This window comes from Nocardia sp. MH4 (genome assembly GCF_019266065.1).
Lineage (GTDB): Bacteria > Actinomycetota > Actinomycetes > Mycobacteriales > Mycobacteriaceae > Nocardia > Nocardia canadensis.
On record NZ_LPNR01000112.1, the window covers coordinates 193,226 to 209,764 of the forward strand.

Here is a 16,539-nt window from a genome sequence, read left to right on the forward strand (position 1 = left end):
ATACCCGGATTCCCGGACCGGTCGCGTAGTCTGGGTAGCTGTGGATTCGCACGAGGTCGATCCTTCGGTTCGGGTGCGCGGCGCTCGGGTCCACAATCTGCGTGACGTCGACGCGGACATGCCACGAAACGCCCTGGTCGCGTTTACCGGGGTCTCGGGTTCGGGCAAGTCGTCGCTGGCCTTCGGCACGTTGTACGCGGAGTCGCAACGCCGCTACCTGGAGTCGGTGGCACCGTATGCCAGACGATTGCTGCATCAGGTGGAGGCGCCCGACGTCGACGAGGTGACCGGTCTACCGCCGACGGTGGCGCTGGCGCAACGACGATCCTCGCCCTCGTCGCGGTCGACGGTCGGGACGGTCACCGCCATCTCGAACTCGCTGCGGCTGCTCATGTCGCGCGAAGGCGACTATCCGACGGGCCCGGCCCGCACGGGACCCGGTCACTATCCGGCGGGCACGAATCGGCTGTACTCGGACGCGTTCTCGCCCAACACCGTCGAGGGCGCGTGCCCCCGCTGCCACGGTCAGGGCGTCGTCCACGAGGCGACCGAGGCATCGATGGTGCCCGACCCGTCGCTGAGCATTCGCGACGGCGCGATCGCGTCCTGGCCCGGCGCGTGGCAGGGCAAGAACCTGCGCGACGTGCTGGCCGCGCTCGGCTACGACATCGATCGGCCGTGGCGGCAACTGTCGCCGCAGGCGCGCGAATGGATCCTGTTCACCGACGAGAAGCCGGTGGTCACCGTGGAACCCGAGCGCGAAGCCCACCGGATCCATCGCCCGTATCAGGGCACCTACACCAGCGCCGAACGGCTGCTGCTGCGCGCGCACGCCGAGTCCAAGAGCGAGGCCACCCGCAAGCGTGCGGCGGAGTACCTGCACACGGCGACCTGCCCGCTGTGCGACGGGCGCAGGCTCAAACCCGAAGCGCTGGCGGTGACGTTCGCGGGCCACAACATCACCGAACTGGCCGACATGCCGCTCAGCGACCTGGTCGCGGTGCTGCGCCCGCACACCGAGGGCACGGGTGCGGCCGCCGTGCTCACCCAGGACCTGATCTCCCGCATCGAGGTCCTCATCGAGCTCGGTCTCGGCTACCTCAGCGTCGACCGGGAGAGCCCGACCCTGTCCGGCGGCGAGTTGCAGCGGCTGCGGCTGGCGGGTCAGTTGCGCTCGGGACTGTTCGGCGTCGTCTACATTCTCGACGAGCCCTCGGCGGGGTTGCACCCGGCCGACACCGCCGCACTGACAACGGTGCTGGGCCGGCTCAAGCGATCCGGCAACAGTGTGTTCCTCGTCGAGCACGACCTCGACGTCGTGCGCCACGCCGACTGGTTGATCGATATCGGCCCCGGCGCCGGAGTACACGGCGGGCGCGTCCTCTACTGCGGTGAGGTCGACGGGCTGCGAACCGTCACCGAGTCGGTCACCCGCCCCTACCTGTTCGACGAGGTCACTCGCGCGCCACGCGCCGACCGCACCCCCAACGGCACCCTCGAACTGCGCGCGATCACCAGCCACAACCTGCGCGAGCTCGACGCCGACATCCCGCTCGGGGTGTTCACCGCGATCACCGGCGTCTCCGGTTCGGGGAAATCGAGCCTGCTGCACGCGATCTCGACCACCGCCACCGCCGACCCGAAGATCGTGCGGGTGGTCGAGGTCGATCAGGCGCCGATCGGGCGGACGCCGCGCTCCAATCTGGCCACCTACACCGGCCTGTTCGACACCGTCCGCAAGCTGTTCGCCGACACCGACGACGCGCGGGCCCGCGGCTACGGCGTCGGCCGCTTCTCGTTCAATGTCGCCGAAGGCCGGTGTCCCGCCTGCCAGGGCGAGGGGTACATCACGGTGGAGCTGCTGTTCTTGCCCAGCACCTACACCCCGTGCCCGGATTGCCATGGTGCCCGCTACAACCCGCGCACCCTCGAGATCCGCTACCGCGACGCCACCATCGCCGAGGTGCTGGAGATGTCGGTGGATCGGGCCGCACGATTCCTCGCCGACGTCCCGGTGGTCGCGCGGGCGCTGCGGGCCCTGACCGAGGTGGGGCTCGGTTACCTGCGGTTGGGTCAGCCCGCCACCGAACTGTCCGGCGGCGAGGCACAACGGGTGAAGCTGGCCACCGAACTGCAACGGGCCCGGCGCGCGGGCACCGTCTACCTGCTCGACGAGCCCACGACCGGGCTGCACCCCGCCGACACCGACATCCTGCTGACCCAGCTGAATTCACTCGTCGACTCCGGCGCCGGGGTGATCGTGGTCGAGCACGACATGACCGTGGTCGCGCAGGCCGATCACGTCATCGACATGGGGCCGGGCGGCGGGGCACAAGGGGGACGGATCGTGGCGCAGGGGACACCGGAGCAGGTCGCGGCAGACCCGGTCAGCCGGACCGCGCCCTACCTGCGGGAGCGGTTGGCATGACCGCGGTGACGACGATCGCGGCGCGCCCGGGCAAATCTACGGCTATCGGTCGGCGAGGGCCTATCGTGGGGCAATGCCCGTGACTGACGGGGAGGGGAATCCGGCGCAGGACCGAACCCGGCAGGCGATGCTGATCGCCGGCGGGTGCTCGTTCGCTCTCGGCGTCGCGACACTGGTGTGGCCCGGCCGCAGCGACGCCACGCTGGCTCTGCTGTTCGGCGTCGCGCTGCTGCTGAGTGCCGGAATCCAGGCCTATCTCGCGGTGGCGGCGCACATGGCGTTTCCGCTGCGGGTGCTGGTGCTGGTGAGCGCGGTGCTGACCGTCATCCTGGCGGCGCTGGCTTTCAGCGGCGGCAATATCGAGCTGCTGGCCCTGTGGATCGGGATCGGGTGGTCGGTGCGCGGCATCGTGCAGGCGCTGGTCGCGGCCTGGGACGACGGCGTCGTCGACGGCTGGCTGCACGAGATCTGCGGTCTGTGCACCACCGCGATGGGGATCACCGTCATCGCGATGAAATTCGAGACCGTCACGGGGCTGGCGACGGTCGCCGGCAGTGCGCTGGTGGTGATCGGCGTGCTGGAACAGCTCGCGGGTGGGATGCTGCGTACGGTACTGCGCGGTGCGCGGCGCTCGCAGCCGGACCCCACCACCGTCCGCAGATCGGCCGCCGCCGGGCAATAGTAGTGAATCCCACACTCGCAGAGCGTGTTTCGATGTTTACGCGAACACCCGGACAACGCGACATTGCGGGCAGCGGAGCGAGTGCTGAACACTGCGTGCCCGGCCGCTCACCGCTGGGGTAACTGTGCTGCGCGCCGGTAGCGTGGCCCGCGGCGTGCGCACGGGAGGGCCCGGTCGACGCGCGCCGTCGTCCGCAGCCCGATGTGAGCCCAGGAGAAATGTGGTGTCGCGCGTAACCCCCGGCGAAGCCGCCGATACCGTCCAGCGTGAAGAGCTGGCCATGCGGCGCATGACCGAGAGTCTGGTCGAAGACCTGTCCGAGAACGTCCCCGCAGACCAGGTGACCTCGGCGGTGGGCGCCGCGCACCATCGTTTCGCGGGCAAGCCGATCCGGGAGTTCGTGCCCATTCTGGTCGAGCGGATCGTGCGCACCGAGCTGGCCGACCCCGACCCGACCGTGCGGGTGCCCGCTCCGGCGGCCGCCGGCCGTGCCGTCGCCCCCGAACCGGTTCGCGCCGCCGAGGACGAGAGTTCGACCGCCGAACGGGCCCGGCACCTGGTGAGCAGGCGCGGCGTATTGCCCCTGTCGATCGGTGCGGTCACCGTCGTCGCCGCCGTCGCGGCCGCGGTGATCCTGCTCCCCGGCGGCGGCGAGACCCCGGCCGCGGCACCGACCGGGGCGCCGGCGACCGTCGTGCGTGGTGTCGTCGGGTCCGAGAAGGTGTCGTTCTTCCAGGACGAGCAGGTCGTGCGGGTGCTCGCCGACAACGGAATCCGGGTGGAGGTCGAGCCGGCCGGGTCACGGCAGATCGCGACCACCGTCGACCTGGACCGCTACGACTTCGCGTTCCCGTCCAGCAGTCCCGCCGCCGAACGGATCCAGCGCCAGCGCAATGTCACCGCGAAATACACACCGTTCGCCTCGCCGATCGCCATCGCCACCTATCGGCCGATCGCGGATCTGCTCACCACGGCGGGCGTGATCAAGCCGGGCCCGGTCGCGACCTTCGACATGAACCGGTACCTGGAGCTGGCCGGTACCGGCGTCCAATGGGACGACCTACCCGACAACACCACCTACCCCGTCGAGAAGAACATCTTGGTCTCGACCACCGATCCGCGCAGCTCCAACTCCGCGGCCATGTACCTGTCGATCGCGAGCTACGTCGCCAACGACCACACCATCGTGCGCGGCGCCACCGCCGAACAGCACGTGCTGCCCGCGCTGTCGAAACTGTTCCTCGCCCAGGGCTACACCGACAACAGCAGCGAAGGCCCGTTCACGCAGTACCTGACCAACGGCATGGGCCCGACCCCGCTGGTGTGCATCTACGAGGCGCAGTTCGTCGAGGCGGCGGGCAAGGGCAAGATCAAGCCGGACATGGTGCTGACCTACCCGACCCCGACCGTCCTGTCCAGCCACACCCTGGTCCCGCTGACCGGCACCGGCGACAAGGTCGGCAAGCTGCTCACCGAGAACCCGGAACTGCGTCGCCTCGCGGCCCTGCACGGGTTCCGCACCGGCGACAACGCCCAGTTCACCGCCGTCGCCGCCGAGCGCGATGTGCCGGTGCCCGCCGACCTGATCGATGTCGTCGACGCCCCCGCCTACGACACCCTCGAGCACCTGCTCGACGGTGTCGCGAAGTCCTACAACTGACCTCGTCATCACCGCGAGTGCCGTGCAGCCGGGCCGCTGCGCGGCACTCGCGCGCTGTGATCGGGCCGAACGCGTCGAGCCGAGCACCGCGTTCCGCCCCGAACACCTGCCTGAATGCGTCGCCGGTTCGCCGCGATCGAATGGCGGTGGGCGAAGGCGCGTGGTCGAGGTCGCAGCATCGTCCGACGGTCGGATTTGCCGTTCCAGCAAGTAATCTCGTCATCCTCTCGCCGTGGTGGTGATACTCGGGCGCTGCACCGAGGAGGCTGATTCATGCTGGACAATCCCATCCGCACCCACGTCACGGCCGGTGTCGTCCGCCCATGGACCGTACTGGCCGTGTGTTCGCTGAGCCTGTTCGTCGTCGGGCTCGATACCACTATCGTCACCGTGGCACTGCCGTCGATCGGGGCCGGTGTACAGGTCGGCACGCAGGGGCTGGAGTGGATCGTCGACGCCTACACGCTGGCGTTGGCGAGCTTCCTCATCACCTCCGGCGCGCTCGCCGACCGGTTCGGCAGGCGGCGGGTGTTCCGGCTCGGGCTCGTCGTTTTCGGAGTCGCGTCGGCGGTGTGCGCGGTCGCGCCCACGGTCGAGGTGCTGATTCTCGCGCGGGTCGCGCAGGGGATCGGCGGGTCGATGCTCAGTCCGGTGGCGCTGGCGATCGTGGTCGCCGCGATCACCGATGCCCGGCAGCGGGCCAGGGCGATCGGAGTGTGGGCGGCGGTGTTCGGGCTGAGCATGGCGGTCGGGCCGACGCTCGGTGGCGCGCTGGTGGATTGGTTCGGGTGGCGGTCGGTGTTCTGGATCGCGGTGCCGGTGGTGGTCGTGGCGCTGGGGTTGACAGGGCTGTTCGTGCCGGAGTCGCAGGGGCGGCCGCGTCGGATCGACCTCGTGGGTCAGGTGCTGCTGGTCGTCGTGGTCGGTGGGGTGATCGCGGTGTTGATCGAGGGCCAGCGGATCGGGTGGACCTCGCCCCTCGCGGTCTCGGCTTACCTCGGAATCACGCTCGCCGTCGTCGGATTCGTCCGGGTCGAGGGCCGGGTGGCCGCGCCGCTGATGGACCTGCGACTGTTCCGGCGGCCGCCGTTCACCGCCGCCGTCTCCGGGGCTGTCGTGGTGTTCGTCGCCTTGACGACGACGCTGCTGCTCAGTACCTGGCATCTGCAACACGAACGGGGGATGAGCGCGGTCGCCGCCGGTGCGTTCACACTGTTACTGGCTGTCGGCGCGACACTGTGCGCGCCGCTGTCGGGAGTGCTGGTCGGGCGGATCGGGGCCAGGGCGCCGCTGCTGTTGGCCGGTGGCTTCCTCGCCGTCGGCGGCCTGGCCCTCGTGGTCGCCGGGGCCGAGGCGGAGACCACGGTGCTGCTGATCGCGTTCGCGTCGATCGGCATCGGGTTCGGTTTCGCCAACGCGCCGATCACGAATACCGCGGTGAGCGGGCTGCCCGCCGACCGCGCCGGTGTCGCGGGCGGTATCGCCTCCACCGCCCGGCAGGTGGGCGCGGCGGTCGGGATCGCCGTCGCCGGTGGGCTGATCGCCGGTGACCATCCGGCGCGGATCGGGTGGTCGGTGGTGTGCGGCTGCGGCCTGCTGGTGTTGGCCTCGGCCCGGTTCGCGCCGACGAAACCATCCTGACCTGCGGGAGGATCTGGCGCGAAAAAGATTTCGGGCGCAGCGATGAGTTCGCCGGCTCGGCCCCGTCTCAACGAGTGCTACCTGTAGCCGAGATCCGGGAGGGTCGTATGACCGCCAGTTCCGCCGTCACCACCGGCACCCTTGTGGTGCCCGACGCCCGCCTGTACTACGAGGTCCGCGGGTCGGGGCCACTGCTCGTGCTCGTCGGCGCGCCGATGAACGCCGCCTCGTTCGCGCCCGCGGCCGAACAGCTCGCCGCCACCAATACCGTGCTCACCACCGACCCACGCGGCCATTTCGCCAGCCCCCTCGACGATCCGCACCAGGACTCGACCGTCTCGGCCCGCGCCGACGACCTCGCCCGGCTGATCGCCCACCTCGACGCCGGTCCCGCCGTGGTCTTCGGCTCCAGCGGCGGCGCGGTCAGTGCGTTGGCCCTCGCTCAGACCAATCCCGATCGGGTCACCACTGTCGTCGCCCACGAACCGCCCCTGCGGGAACTGCTGCCCGACGCCGCCGAGCAGCGGGCCGTCACCGAGGAGATCATCGCCACCTACGATCGCGGTGACGTGGTCGGCGCGTGGCGGAAGTTCTTCGCCCAGGCCGCTCTGCCGATCCCGGACGAGATGGTCGAGCACCTGTTCGGCGGCGAGCGCGACCCCCAGCAGGTCGCCAGTGAACGCCACTGGTTCGACCACGAACTGCGCGCCACCACCGGGTGGGTTCCCGACCCGCCCTTGCTGCGCGCCGTGCCCACCCGGGTGATGGTCGGCATCGGCGCCGACTCGGCAGGGCAGTTCTGCGACCGGACCGCGCGCGTCCTGGCCGCCGAGCTGCGGACGGAGCCGGTGCTGTTCCCCGGCGATCACACCGGATTCGTCGGCGATCCCGCGGCTTTCGCGCTCCGGCTGCAGGAAGTCATCGACGAGCCGTGACCCGAGCCATCGATTCGGCAGTCGATGCAACTACGCATCAGGTGCGGCGGGGAGGGCGTCGCGGCAGCGCGCGCTCACACGCTCCAACGCAGCGAGGAGCTCGGGTGGGCCGGTGACGGTGAAATCGGTGTCGAGGCCGGTGATCATCCACGCCAGTGAAGCGGGGGAGTCGGCGCCCAGGTGTAGCAGACAGCTGACGTCGTCGACCGCTTCGAGAACCCCGGTGCCCGGCCAGAGCCGCTCGGCGACCACGGTGGCCGAACAGTGCAGGGTGACCACCGTGCGCCATGGCCATGAGGCCACCGACAGCCTGCGCGAGAGGTATGCGGCCGCGTCACCGTCGGGCGGCGGGCGCGGAGTGAAGCGCGGACCGGTCGGGACGCGCGGAACCAGCCGGTCGACCCGGAACGAGCGCCAATCCGCGCGATCGACATCCCAGGCCACCAGATACCAATGCCTGCTGACATTGACCAGCGAATCGGGTTCGGCAGCACGGCGCGAGACACGACCCGCGTGATCGGTGTAGTCGAAGCGCAGACGCTCGTGCCGGCGGCACGCCTCCGCGATCGCCAGCAGCGTCGCGGGACTCACCCGGGGCGCCTCGGCGGCGACCCGCACCATCGCCTGTTGCAAGGTGGTCAGCCGGTGCCGCAGCCGGGAGGGCAGCACCTGGTCCAGCTTGGCCAGCGCGCGCAGCGACGCGTCCTCGATCCCGGTGACCGTGCCACCCGAGGTGGTCCGCAGACCGACCGCCACAGCGACCGCCTCCTCGTCGTCGAGCAGCAGGGGCGGCATCGATGCGCCCGCACCCAGCCGGTATCCCGCCGCCCCCTGCAGCGCCTGCACCGGATAGCCCAGGCCGCGCAGTCGCTCGATGTCGCGCCGTACCGTGCGCGCGGTGACGTCGAGCTCGGCGGCGAGTTCGGCACCGGACCACGAGCGATGGGTCTGCAACAGCGACAGCAGCCGGAGCAAGCGGGCAGAGGTCTCGGACATGCCTCCAGAATGCCCGCGACTTAGGACCGATTTCGACCTAAGCGCTTCGTAGCGTGGTGGACATGAACGACATCCACCCCTTCCGGATCGACATTCCGCAGTCCGACCTCGACGATCTGCACGAGCGTCTCGCCCGCACCCGCTGGACCGACGATCTACCAGGCACCGGCTGGACCTATGGCCTGCCCACCGCCTACCTGCACGGTCTGGCCGACTATTGGCGCACCGGCTTCGACTGGCGCGCCGCCGAAGCCGCACGCAACGCACGACCGCAGTTCGTCACCGAACTCGACGGTCAACGCCTGCATTTCACCCACGTGCGTTCGCCGGAACCCGGCGCGCTGCCGCTGGTGCTGGTCCACGGGTGGCCGTTCACCGACTTCGGTGCCACCCTCGGACCCCTGACGGATCCCGCCGCCCACGGCGGCGACCCGCGCGACGCATTCGACGTGGTCGTCCCGAGCCTGCCCGGCTTCGGCTTCTCCGGTCCCACCCGGGAGGCCGGCCAGGCCGCGACCGAACAGTCCGCCGTCCTGATCGCCGAACTGATGCGCCGCCTCGGCTACCAGCGCTACGGCGCCCAAGGGGGTGACGCGGGCTCGTTCATCGCCCCGCACCTGGGCCGGATCGACACCGAGCGGGTCGCCGGCGTCCACCTCAACGCCGCCATCACCATTCCCGCCTGGGACGACGACGGCGCGGGCTACTCCGCGCGGGACCAGGAGAAGCTGGCCGCTCTGCAGGACTGGAACAGCAACCAGACCTCCTCGTACGCGAGTGTGCACAGCACTCGCCCCCAGAGCTTGGCCCACGCGCTCACCGACTCACCCGCGGGTCTGCTCGGCTGGGTCGTCGACGTCGTCAACACCTACAAGGATCCCGCCGCCGCGCTGCCCGAGGACTCCCTCGACCGCGACGCGCTGCTCGCCGAGATCGCCGTCCTCTGGTTCACCCGCACCGCGGGCTCCTCGATGCGCCTGTACAAGGAGTCCCAGCAGTGGGGCGCCGAGTTGCCCAGCTCCGGGGTCCCGACCGGTATCGCGGTCTTCCCCGGCGACACCACGATTCGCGGCATCGCCGAGAAGCAGAACAACCTCGTGCGCTGGACCGAATTCGACCGGGGCGGGCACTTCGCGGCGATGGAGACACCCGACCTGCTCGTCGACGATCTCCGGGAGTTCTTCCGGCCGCTGCGCTGACGGCGGCCCGGATCGCGGACCGTGTGTCGCCCGACGTGGTGCGCAGCAGGCCGGCCCGGGACGAGTCCCTCTGCACGATCGGTGGCGCGCTGCACTGCGGCGTGCTGATGTCGCTGGCCGACGCCACCGGCGCGGTCTGCGCCTTCCTCGATGTGGAGACCGAGATCCACGACGACGCGGGCGAACTCGTCGGCAACACCACCCGGACGCAGGCCGTGCTGTAGGCCGGTCTACGCGTCGACGAACACGGCGCCGACCTCGGTCATCCGCTGTGCGGCGTAGCCGGGGTCGATCAAGGCCTCCGGGGTGTAGGTGCCCGGGCCGACCGGCTCGCCGCGCAGACCCAGCAGCCGCTCGACGCCGAGGACGATTCCGAGGGCGGTGAGCGGTCGCTGACCCGCGGGATGGACCAGGTGGCGGCTGCGGCGCAGCGTCGCGCCCGCAACGTCGACACCGTCGAGGTCGATGCCGATCTCGATCGAGGCCGCCACACCCCGGCGCCGGCCAGGCGACTCGCCGACCGCGAGATCCACCCGCACATCCGGTGCTCCGGTCGCCAGCGCCAGGCTCGCCACGTCGAGGATGGGAATGCTCTGCCCAGGCAGCCGGGTGCCGTCGACAGCGCGCACCTCGGCCTGCGCGTTCTCGGCGGCCACCCAGGTGAAGACGCCGTCGCGTCGCACCAGACCCGCCGAGGTCACCGCCGACCACCGTTCCAGATCGGCGATCCCGGCGGGGCCACCGGTGTCCGTCTCGTCCAGGATCGCCCCGAGCCGGACGCTGTCGACCCAGGCGAACTCGCGCGCGGTCGCCAGCGCCGCGAGCGTGGCGAGTCCGGCCAGGAAATGACTCGCCACCAGAATCGGTGCGGCGCTGGCCCGCCGGGCGCCCGCGACGACCTCGGGCCCGATATCGAGCAGCCCGCTCGAGATGCTCAGATACGGCACCGCGTGATCCTGGGCGTAGTGGAGTCCGTGGAGCCGGTCGTCCCAGAGGGTGGCGACCACCGCCGAGAAGACGACGCCGTCGGGCAGGCCGAGATCGCGGCGGCGCAGGTCGATCGTGATCGCGGTGGCCGTGCCGAGGCTGTCGGCGACTCGCTGCGCTCGGTCGAGGTCGCGGCCCGCGATCGTCAGCGGCAGGGTCGGATACCAGCGGCGCAGCAGGGCCGCCGTGTCGGAGCCTGCCTGGCCGGAACCGCCCAGGATCAGGACGGATGGTGCGTGGGCCATGGTCGTTCCTCTCGCCAGCTAAGCTACAGTTTGTAACCTACTCTTTGTAGCTAAACTGGTGACATGACGCAAGGCAGGACGGCCCGCATGCCCAAGGCGGCCCGGCGCGAGCAGCTGCTCGACACCGCGCTGGCGATGGTGCGTGACCACGGCACCGACGGGCTCACGCTCGTCACTCTCGCCGAGGCCGCGGGCGTGAGCAGGCCGATCGTCTACGACCATTTCGGCACGCGCCCCGATCTGCTGCTGGCCCTGTACCGGCGCCTCGACGAACGGCATCGGCTCGCCGCCGAGCAGGCCGTCCGTGCGGCCGTGCCGACCGCGACGGAGATCGCGCACGTGATGAGTGCCGCCTACTTCGCCTGCGCCACCGACATGCCCGAATTCGACGCGATCTCGGCCGCGCTGAAGGGCAATCCCGAGGTCCTGGCGATCCAGCAGCGGATGCTCGACAGCTATCGCGACTGGATGGCCGCCACCCTGCTACCGTTCTCCGATCTCGGAGCTGCCGCGCTGCGGCTGCGCTGCGTCGCCGTCCTCGGCGCCGCGGAAACCCTGGGTGCCGAACTGAATCGAGGAACCATCGACGCGGGGGAGGCGGTCGAGGCACTCGCCGATCTCATCGTCGGCAGCATCGGTGCCGAGCGTCGGCGGTGACCGTGGGGCGGCCGTTGGCGCCGCGCCGCTCGGTAGGATGCGGCGCGTGCCAGATACTTCCGACATAGCTCGCCTCTTCGACCGGCGACCGCGCCAGTGGGGTTCACCCGCGGATCCGATCGTGTGGGACGCAGTGCGGGACAAGGTATGTGCGGCCACGGTGCCGGCCACCGCGACGGACTTCGCGGCGTTGCTGCGGCGCGAGTTCGCCCTCGTGACCGGCGTCGACATCGACGATGCTGACGCGACCGCCCAGCCGTCCTTCGTCGTCGAGGGCCGTGCCGAGGCGGTGCACCTGCCGACCTGGCGCACCATCCTGCTGCCCCTGCTGACCACCCGTGCCCGCCAGCTCTACGGCGAGATACCCACCGAACGCCCCTGATCGGGGGTCGGGGAACATCGGCGGGTTCGGCAGGCGAGACGGGTCGGGATGCTGCCGCGGCCGGTCACCGGTGTGCGGAACGAGTGCCGTGGCATCTGCTCGACGAATCCTCCACTCGCGCCGAGGAAGTGCTGCTGCTCGACGTTCCCGACCTCGTCACCACCGACCGGTGCGCGGTGGGGTGACCCGCAGGGGCGGTGCCCGCGAGCTCATCGCATGGCAGACCGGCACGGCCCGGTTGCCGTCCAGGGTACTGGCCGGCCGCAAGTCCGGACCGGTGCTCGTTCCCTACACCGCCGGTAGTGGAATGGACTTCCGCCTCGGCGACCGGCCGACGTGCGCGGCCCCCGGGGCGGGCACGTCTCAGGCGTGGGTCGGCAGGAGTTCGGCGAGCAGGGCTTGCACGCGGACCTTGATCTCGTCGCGGATCGGACGGACGGACTCGACGCCCTTGCCCGCCGGGTCTTCCAGCACCCAGTCGCGGTAGCTGACACCGGGGAACGACGGGCAGGTGTCGCCACAGCCCATCGTGATGACCACGTCGGAGGTTTCCACGGCGTCGTAGGTGAGGATCTTCGGGGTCTGATCGGAGATGTCGATGCCGAGCTCGGCCATCGCCGCGACCGCGGCGGGGTTGATCTGATCGGCCGGAGCGCTGCCCGCGGAGCGGACCTCGATCGCGTCGCCGGCGAAATGGGTGAGGAATCCGGCGGCCATCTGGGAACGTCCGGCGTTGTGGACGCAGACGAACAGCACGCTGGGCTTGGAAGTCATGGGGCGTAGTGCCTTTCAGTGGGCGGGCAGGTCGAGTTCGGCGAGCAGGTGGCGAACGCGGGTTTCGATCTCGTCGCGGATCGGTCGGATCGCGGCCACGTCGAGGTGAGCGGGGTCGTCGAGGTCCCATTCTTCGTAGCGGCGCCCCGGATAGAGCGGGCAGGCGTCGCCGCAGCCCATGGTGATGACCACGTCGGCGGCCTGGATGATCTCCTCGGTCCAAGGCTTGGGGAACTCGGCGGTGATGTCGATACCGACCTCGGCCATCGCCGCGATCGTGGCGGGGTTGATCGCGTCGCCGGGTTCGCTGCCACCGGACCACGCCACCGCGCGGTCACCGGCGAGGTGGGTGAAGAACCTGAGCGCCATCTGGGAGCGACCTGCGTTGTGGGTGCACAGGAACAGCACGGTCGGAGTGCCGGTGTGGGCCTTGCCCTCGACGCGGGCCAGCGCGTGCAGCCGTTGGCGGGCGAAGCGTTCGGCCAGCAGCGGCAGGAAGTTGATCACTGTCGCGCGGCCGGCGAACCGGTCGTAGGAGGAGTGCAGGAACCGTTCGATCGTCTCGACTCCGAAGGTGCCGTCGAACTCGCGCTGCAAATGCGTCGCCGCGGCCGCGAGCGCGAGTTGCTGGTCGATGGTCAGGTCGTGGCGGGTGTAAGTGGGCGCGAGGGGGCTGTCGCTCATGAGGGTTTCCGTTGCTCGGCGGGTGTGGTGAGCTCGGTGAACAGGTCGTTCACACGGGCGGCGATGTCGTCGCGGACCAGGCGCATGCGCTCGATGCCGTCGATGCCGCGCTCGGAAGGTTCGTCGGTGTCCCAGTTGATGATTCGCATCCCGGCGACGGGCTCGATGTAGGCTTCACGGCCGAGGGTGACGACCAGGCCGACGTCACTGAGCAGGGCGGGGTCGATCGGCTTCGGGGTCTCGGCGCTGATGTCGATGCCGAGTTCGCGCAGCGATTCGGCAGACAGGGCGTTGATCGCGGTACCCGGCCGGGTGCCTGCGGAGTGGACCTGCACGCGGTCGCCGGCGGCGGCGCGCATCAGACCGGCCGCCAGCTGGGATTTGCCGCCGTTCCTCACGCATACGAACAGCACCGATGGCGTCGTGCTCACCGCGCTGCCACCCCTTCGGAGGCCGTGGCCGCGCTGAACCGCTTGCGCAGGGCCAGCGATACGTACACCAGCGCGACCAGGACGGGGACCTCGATCAGCGGGCCGACGACACCGGCCAGTGCCTGGCCGGAGGTGGCGCCATAGGTGGCGATGGCCACGGCGATGGCGAGTTCGAAGTTGTTGCCCGCCGCGGTGAACGCCAGCGTGGTCGTACGCTCATAGCCCAGGCCGAGCAGCGCACCGAGGGCGTAACCGCCACCCCACATGATCGCGAAGTAGGCCAGCAGCGGGATCGCGATCCGGACCACGTCGAGCGGGTGAGAAGTGATCTGCTCGCCTTGCAGAGCGAACAGGATCACGATGGTGAACAGCAGCCCGTAGAGCGCCCACGGCCCGATCCGGGGCAGGAACGTCGTCTCGTACCAGTCGCGGCCTTTGGCACGTTCACCGAAGCGGCGGGTGAGGAACCCCGCGAAGAGGGGAATGCCGAGGAAGATCAGTACCGACTTGGCGATCTGCCACGGCGAGGTATCGATGGTGGTCTGTTCCAGGCCGAGCCAGCCGGGCAGGACCGAGAGGTAGAACCAGCCCAGGACGGCGAACATGATCACCTGGAACACCGAGTTCAGGGCGACCAGCACGGCGGCGGCTTCGCGGTCGCCGCAGGCGAGGTCGTTCCAGATGATGACCATCGCGATGCAGCGGGCCAGGCCCACGATGATCAGCCCGGTCCGGTACTCGGGCAGGTCCGGCAGTAGCAGCCACGCCAGCGCGAACATCAACGCGGGCCCCAGGACCCAGTTCAGGACCAGGGAGCTGAGAAGGAGTTTGCGGTCGCCGGTCACGGTGTCGAGTCGGTCGTAGCGGACCTTGGCCAGCACCGGGTACATCATGATCAGCAGCCCGATCGCGATCGGCAGCGAGATGCCGTCGATCTCCACGGCCGACAATGCGTCGCCGAGGCCGGGGATCATGCGCCCGAGTAGCAGTCCCGCGGCCATCGCCACGCCGATCCAGACCGGCAGGAACCGGTCCAGCGTCGAAAGCTTGCCCACCACCGCCGGGGCTTCGGTCGTGGCGCTCACGCGGTCACCACCGCTCCGGCCTCGATCGCGAGAACATCCGACAGGCGCGCCAGCGCCTGCGGCACGACTCGGTAGTACACCCAGGACGCCCGGCGTTCGCTGGTCAGCAACCCGGCCTCACGCAGCACCTTGAGATGGTGGGAGATGGTCGGCTGAGTGACCTCGATACCGGTCGACAGGTCGCACACGCACGCCTCGCCGTCGGCGCGTGAGGCGATCGTCGAGAGCAGCCGCAACCGGACCGGATCGGCCAAGGCCTTGAACAGCACGGCCAACTCCGCCGCGCTCTCGGCGTTCATCGGCGGGCGCGTGCGCGGCGTGGCCTCACACGAGGGTGCGGCCACGCTCAACGGCAACTCTTGATTCGACATATGTCGATATTGACCGATGTCTAATCAAGAAGGCAAGCGAACAACGGGTGAACTCGTCCGCAACCGGGTCGGGCCGGTTCAGCCGCAGCAGCTCGCCCCGGAGGCGACGGCCTTCTCCTTGGCCTCGGCGCCACAGCACGCACCCTCGGCCTCAGCTTCGGCGGCCGTGCCGCAGCACACGCTGGTGCCCTCGGCGTTCGCGAGCCCGAGGTCCGGTGCGGTACCGAAGGTCTCACTGTCGGCCAGCACGGTGTAAACCTCCCACCGCTCGCCGCCGGGACCGGTCACCCACACCTTGTCCTGGGTGGCGAAGCAACACGTGGTCGCGATCTGTTCCTCGGTGAACAGACCCGCCTCCGACAGGCGCGCGATTTCGCCGTGGACCTGGTCGGAGGACTCGACCTCGACACCGAGGTGGTTGATCGAGCCGCCCTGGCCGGCGTTCTCGATCAGCACCAGCTTCAGCGGCGGCTGGGTGATCGCAAAGTTGGCGTAGCCGGGCTTGCGCTTGGCCGGCTCGGCGTTGAACAGGGTTGAGTAGAACGCCACGGCGGTGTCGAGGTCGTCGACATTGAGGGCAAGCTGGACGCGGGACATGATGAACCTCCACTTGTGAGACATATATCGAAGATGTGCTGTCGCCGAGTCTGCTCACCTTTTCGACATATGTCAATACCGCGCGTAGAGTCGGTGATATGCCCAAGGCGCTACCCGTGATCGACATGTCCGCCCCCGTCTGCTGCGCGCCCGTCGCGGCAGGTCCGGTCGACGACGACGCCGCACTCGAGGTGGCCTTGCGACTCAAGGCCATCGCCGACCCGGTCCGGGTGAAACTGATGTCGCTGCTGCTGACCACCCCGCTCGGCGAACAGAACGGCGGTGAACTCGCCGCCGCGGTCGGCCTCAGCGAGTCCACGGTCTCCCATCACCTCGGTCAGCTGCGCAACGCCGGTCTGGTCGAGTCGCAGCGGCGCGGGATGAACACCTTCCACAGCGCCCGCCGTGACGCGCTCTCGGCTCTGTGCACGGTCCTGGACCCCAACTGCTGCACCTGAAACCGAAAGCCCGTCCGCGTCCGAGCAGGTACCCTCGGCCGCGCCTGGCATCCCCGCTCATTCGTCGTCGACCGCGTCCGGGTCTCGTAGCACGGTCGGTCGTCGGCAGCACCTGTACGGAGGCGGTGCCCGCGAAAGTGACCAACCCCAGCGTCGTCGTGGCCGACTGCCGGTGGGCGAAATCGGTGGCCGCCCGGCGCGCGACGGTCCATCGGCTCGGCGCGACATCGACGGCTTCCATCGACAGCGAGACATCCAGGACCCACACCGCCATCGCGGGACAGATCTCACCGGCCACCGGCTGTGGGTTTCCCTGGAACGGAGCGC

General features: G+C 69.8%; 18 protein-coding genes and 1 pseudogene. 10 read left to right on the plus strand and 9 right to left on the minus strand.

Features of this window, described 5'->3' with window-relative positions; genetic code table 11:
* The first annotated feature begins 40 nt into the window (after positions 1 to 40).
* The 5 genes from ATM97_RS23045 (at position 41) to ATM97_RS23065 (ending at position 7,346) form a co-directional block, all read left to right on the plus strand.
* The gene (locus ATM97_RS23045) at positions 41 to 2,428 is read left to right on the plus strand and encodes an excinuclease ABC subunit UvrA (protein WP_308248592.1); all 2,388 of its coding nucleotides are present in this window, start codon (positions 41 to 43) and stop codon (positions 2,426 to 2,428) included.
* 73 nt (positions 2,429 to 2,501) lie between these two features.
* On the plus strand, positions 2,502 to 3,110 hold the full coding sequence (locus tag ATM97_RS23050; protein ID WP_218720135.1) for a DUF308 domain-containing protein: 609 nt from the start codon (positions 2,502 to 2,504) through the stop codon (positions 3,108 to 3,110).
* A 223-nt stretch (positions 3,111 to 3,333) separates the two neighbouring features.
* A complete protein-coding gene (locus ATM97_RS23055; RefSeq protein ID WP_308248593.1) occupies positions 3,334 to 4,770 on the plus strand; it encodes a three-helix bundle dimerization domain-containing protein in 1,437 nt (478 codons plus the stop codon).
* A 273-nt stretch (positions 4,771 to 5,043) separates the two neighbouring features.
* Positions 5,044 to 6,411 carry an MFS transporter gene (locus ATM97_RS23060; protein ID WP_218720136.1) on the plus strand — a complete coding sequence of 456 codons (1,368 nt, stop codon included), beginning with the start codon at positions 5,044 to 5,046 and terminating at the stop codon, positions 6,409 to 6,411.
* A gap of 107 nt (positions 6,412 to 6,518) precedes the next feature.
* Complete coding sequence (locus ATM97_RS23065; RefSeq protein ID WP_218720137.1) at positions 6,519 to 7,346, plus strand: alpha/beta fold hydrolase; 828 nt, start codon at positions 6,519 to 6,521, stop codon at positions 7,344 to 7,346.
* Positions 7,347 to 7,376: 30 nt separating this feature from the next.
* Here the strand turns inward: ATM97_RS23065 and ATM97_RS23070 are convergent, their stop codons facing one another.
* Complete coding sequence (locus tag ATM97_RS23070; RefSeq protein WP_218720138.1) at positions 7,377 to 8,342, minus strand: YafY family protein; 966 nt, start codon at positions 8,340 to 8,342, stop codon at positions 7,377 to 7,379.
* A 62-nt stretch (positions 8,343 to 8,404) separates the two neighbouring features.
* On the opposite strand from ATM97_RS23070, the gene ATM97_RS23075 reads away from it, so the two are divergent.
* Both ATM97_RS23075 and ATM97_RS23080 read left to right on the plus strand, forming a co-directional pair.
* Positions 8,405 to 9,541: an epoxide hydrolase family protein gene (locus tag ATM97_RS23075; RefSeq protein WP_218720139.1), complete on the plus strand. Its 1,137-nt coding sequence runs from the start codon at positions 8,405 to 8,407 to the stop codon at positions 9,539 to 9,541.
* 23 nt (positions 9,542 to 9,564) lie between these two features.
* Positions 9,565 to 9,765: a hypothetical protein gene (locus tag ATM97_RS23080; protein WP_255588257.1), complete on the plus strand. Its 201-nt coding sequence runs from the start codon at positions 9,565 to 9,567 to the stop codon at positions 9,763 to 9,765.
* 6 nt (positions 9,766 to 9,771) lie between these two features.
* On the opposite strand, the gene ATM97_RS23085 is transcribed toward ATM97_RS23080, so the two are convergent.
* Positions 9,772 to 10,773 carry a saccharopine dehydrogenase gene (locus ATM97_RS23085; protein WP_218720140.1) on the minus strand — a complete coding sequence of 334 codons (1,002 nt, stop codon included), beginning with the start codon at positions 10,771 to 10,773 and terminating at the stop codon, positions 9,772 to 9,774.
* A 63-nt stretch (positions 10,774 to 10,836) separates the two neighbouring features.
* Here ATM97_RS23085 and ATM97_RS23090 point away from each other — a divergent pair, with 63 nt between their 5' ends.
* Positions 10,837 to 11,430: a TetR/AcrR family transcriptional regulator gene (locus ATM97_RS23090; RefSeq protein WP_255588258.1), complete on the plus strand. Its 594-nt coding sequence runs from the start codon at positions 10,837 to 10,839 to the stop codon at positions 11,428 to 11,430.
* 121 nt (positions 11,431 to 11,551) lie between these two features.
* Positions 11,552 to 11,812 (plus strand): hypothetical protein, encoded by a 261-nt coding sequence (locus tag ATM97_RS23095; RefSeq protein WP_218720141.1) that lies wholly within the window; start codon positions 11,552 to 11,554, stop codon positions 11,810 to 11,812.
* A 363-nt stretch (positions 11,813 to 12,175) separates the two neighbouring features.
* On the opposite strand, the gene ATM97_RS23100 is transcribed toward ATM97_RS23095, so the two are convergent.
* The 6 genes from ATM97_RS23100 to ATM97_RS23125 all read right to left on the minus strand — a co-directional run bounded on the left by ATM97_RS23100 (position 12,176) and on the right by ATM97_RS23125 (position 15,754).
* Entirely contained in the window at positions 12,176 to 12,586 is a 411-nt protein-coding gene (locus ATM97_RS23100; RefSeq protein ID WP_218720142.1) for an arsenate reductase ArsC, read from the minus strand.
* 15 nt (positions 12,587 to 12,601) lie between these two features.
* Positions 12,602 to 13,270 (minus strand): arsenate reductase ArsC, encoded by a 669-nt coding sequence (locus ATM97_RS23105; RefSeq protein ID WP_218720143.1) that lies wholly within the window; start codon positions 13,268 to 13,270, stop codon positions 12,602 to 12,604.
* Positions 13,267 to 13,701 (minus strand): low molecular weight phosphatase family protein, encoded by a 435-nt coding sequence (locus ATM97_RS23110; protein ID WP_218720144.1) that lies wholly within the window; start codon positions 13,699 to 13,701, stop codon positions 13,267 to 13,269. The genes ATM97_RS23105 and ATM97_RS23110 overlap by 4 nt, the downstream gene beginning before the upstream one ends.
* On the minus strand, positions 13,698 to 14,786 hold the full coding sequence (gene arsB, locus ATM97_RS23115) for an ACR3 family arsenite efflux transporter (RefSeq protein ID WP_308248594.1): 1,089 nt from the start codon (positions 14,784 to 14,786) through the stop codon (positions 13,698 to 13,700). The genes ATM97_RS23110 and arsB overlap by 4 nt, the downstream gene beginning before the upstream one ends.
* Positions 14,783 to 15,157, minus strand: coding sequence for a metalloregulator ArsR/SmtB family transcription factor (locus ATM97_RS23120; RefSeq protein ID WP_218720145.1), 375 nt, complete (start codon positions 15,155 to 15,157; stop codon positions 14,783 to 14,785). Before ATM97_RS23120 ends, arsB begins: the two co-directional genes overlap by 4 nt.
* A 78-nt stretch (positions 15,158 to 15,235) precedes the next feature.
* Entirely contained in the window at positions 15,236 to 15,754 is a 519-nt protein-coding gene (locus ATM97_RS23125) for an ArsI/CadI family heavy metal resistance metalloenzyme (RefSeq protein WP_218720146.1), read from the minus strand.
* Positions 15,755 to 15,852: 98 nt separating this feature from the next.
* On the opposite strand from ATM97_RS23125, the gene ATM97_RS23130 reads away from it, so the two are divergent.
* Positions 15,853 to 16,212: an Rv2640c family ArsR-like transcriptional regulator gene (locus ATM97_RS23130; RefSeq protein ID WP_218720147.1), complete on the plus strand. Its 360-nt coding sequence runs from the start codon at positions 15,853 to 15,855 to the stop codon at positions 16,210 to 16,212.
* A gap of 100 nt (positions 16,213 to 16,312) precedes the next feature.
* On the opposite strand, the pseudogene ATM97_RS23135 reads toward ATM97_RS23130, so the two are convergent.
* A pseudogene (locus ATM97_RS23135) lies at positions 16,313 to 16,486 on the minus strand (VWA domain-containing protein); the annotation flags it as partial.
* Between the last annotated feature and the right edge of the window lie 53 nt (positions 16,487 to 16,539).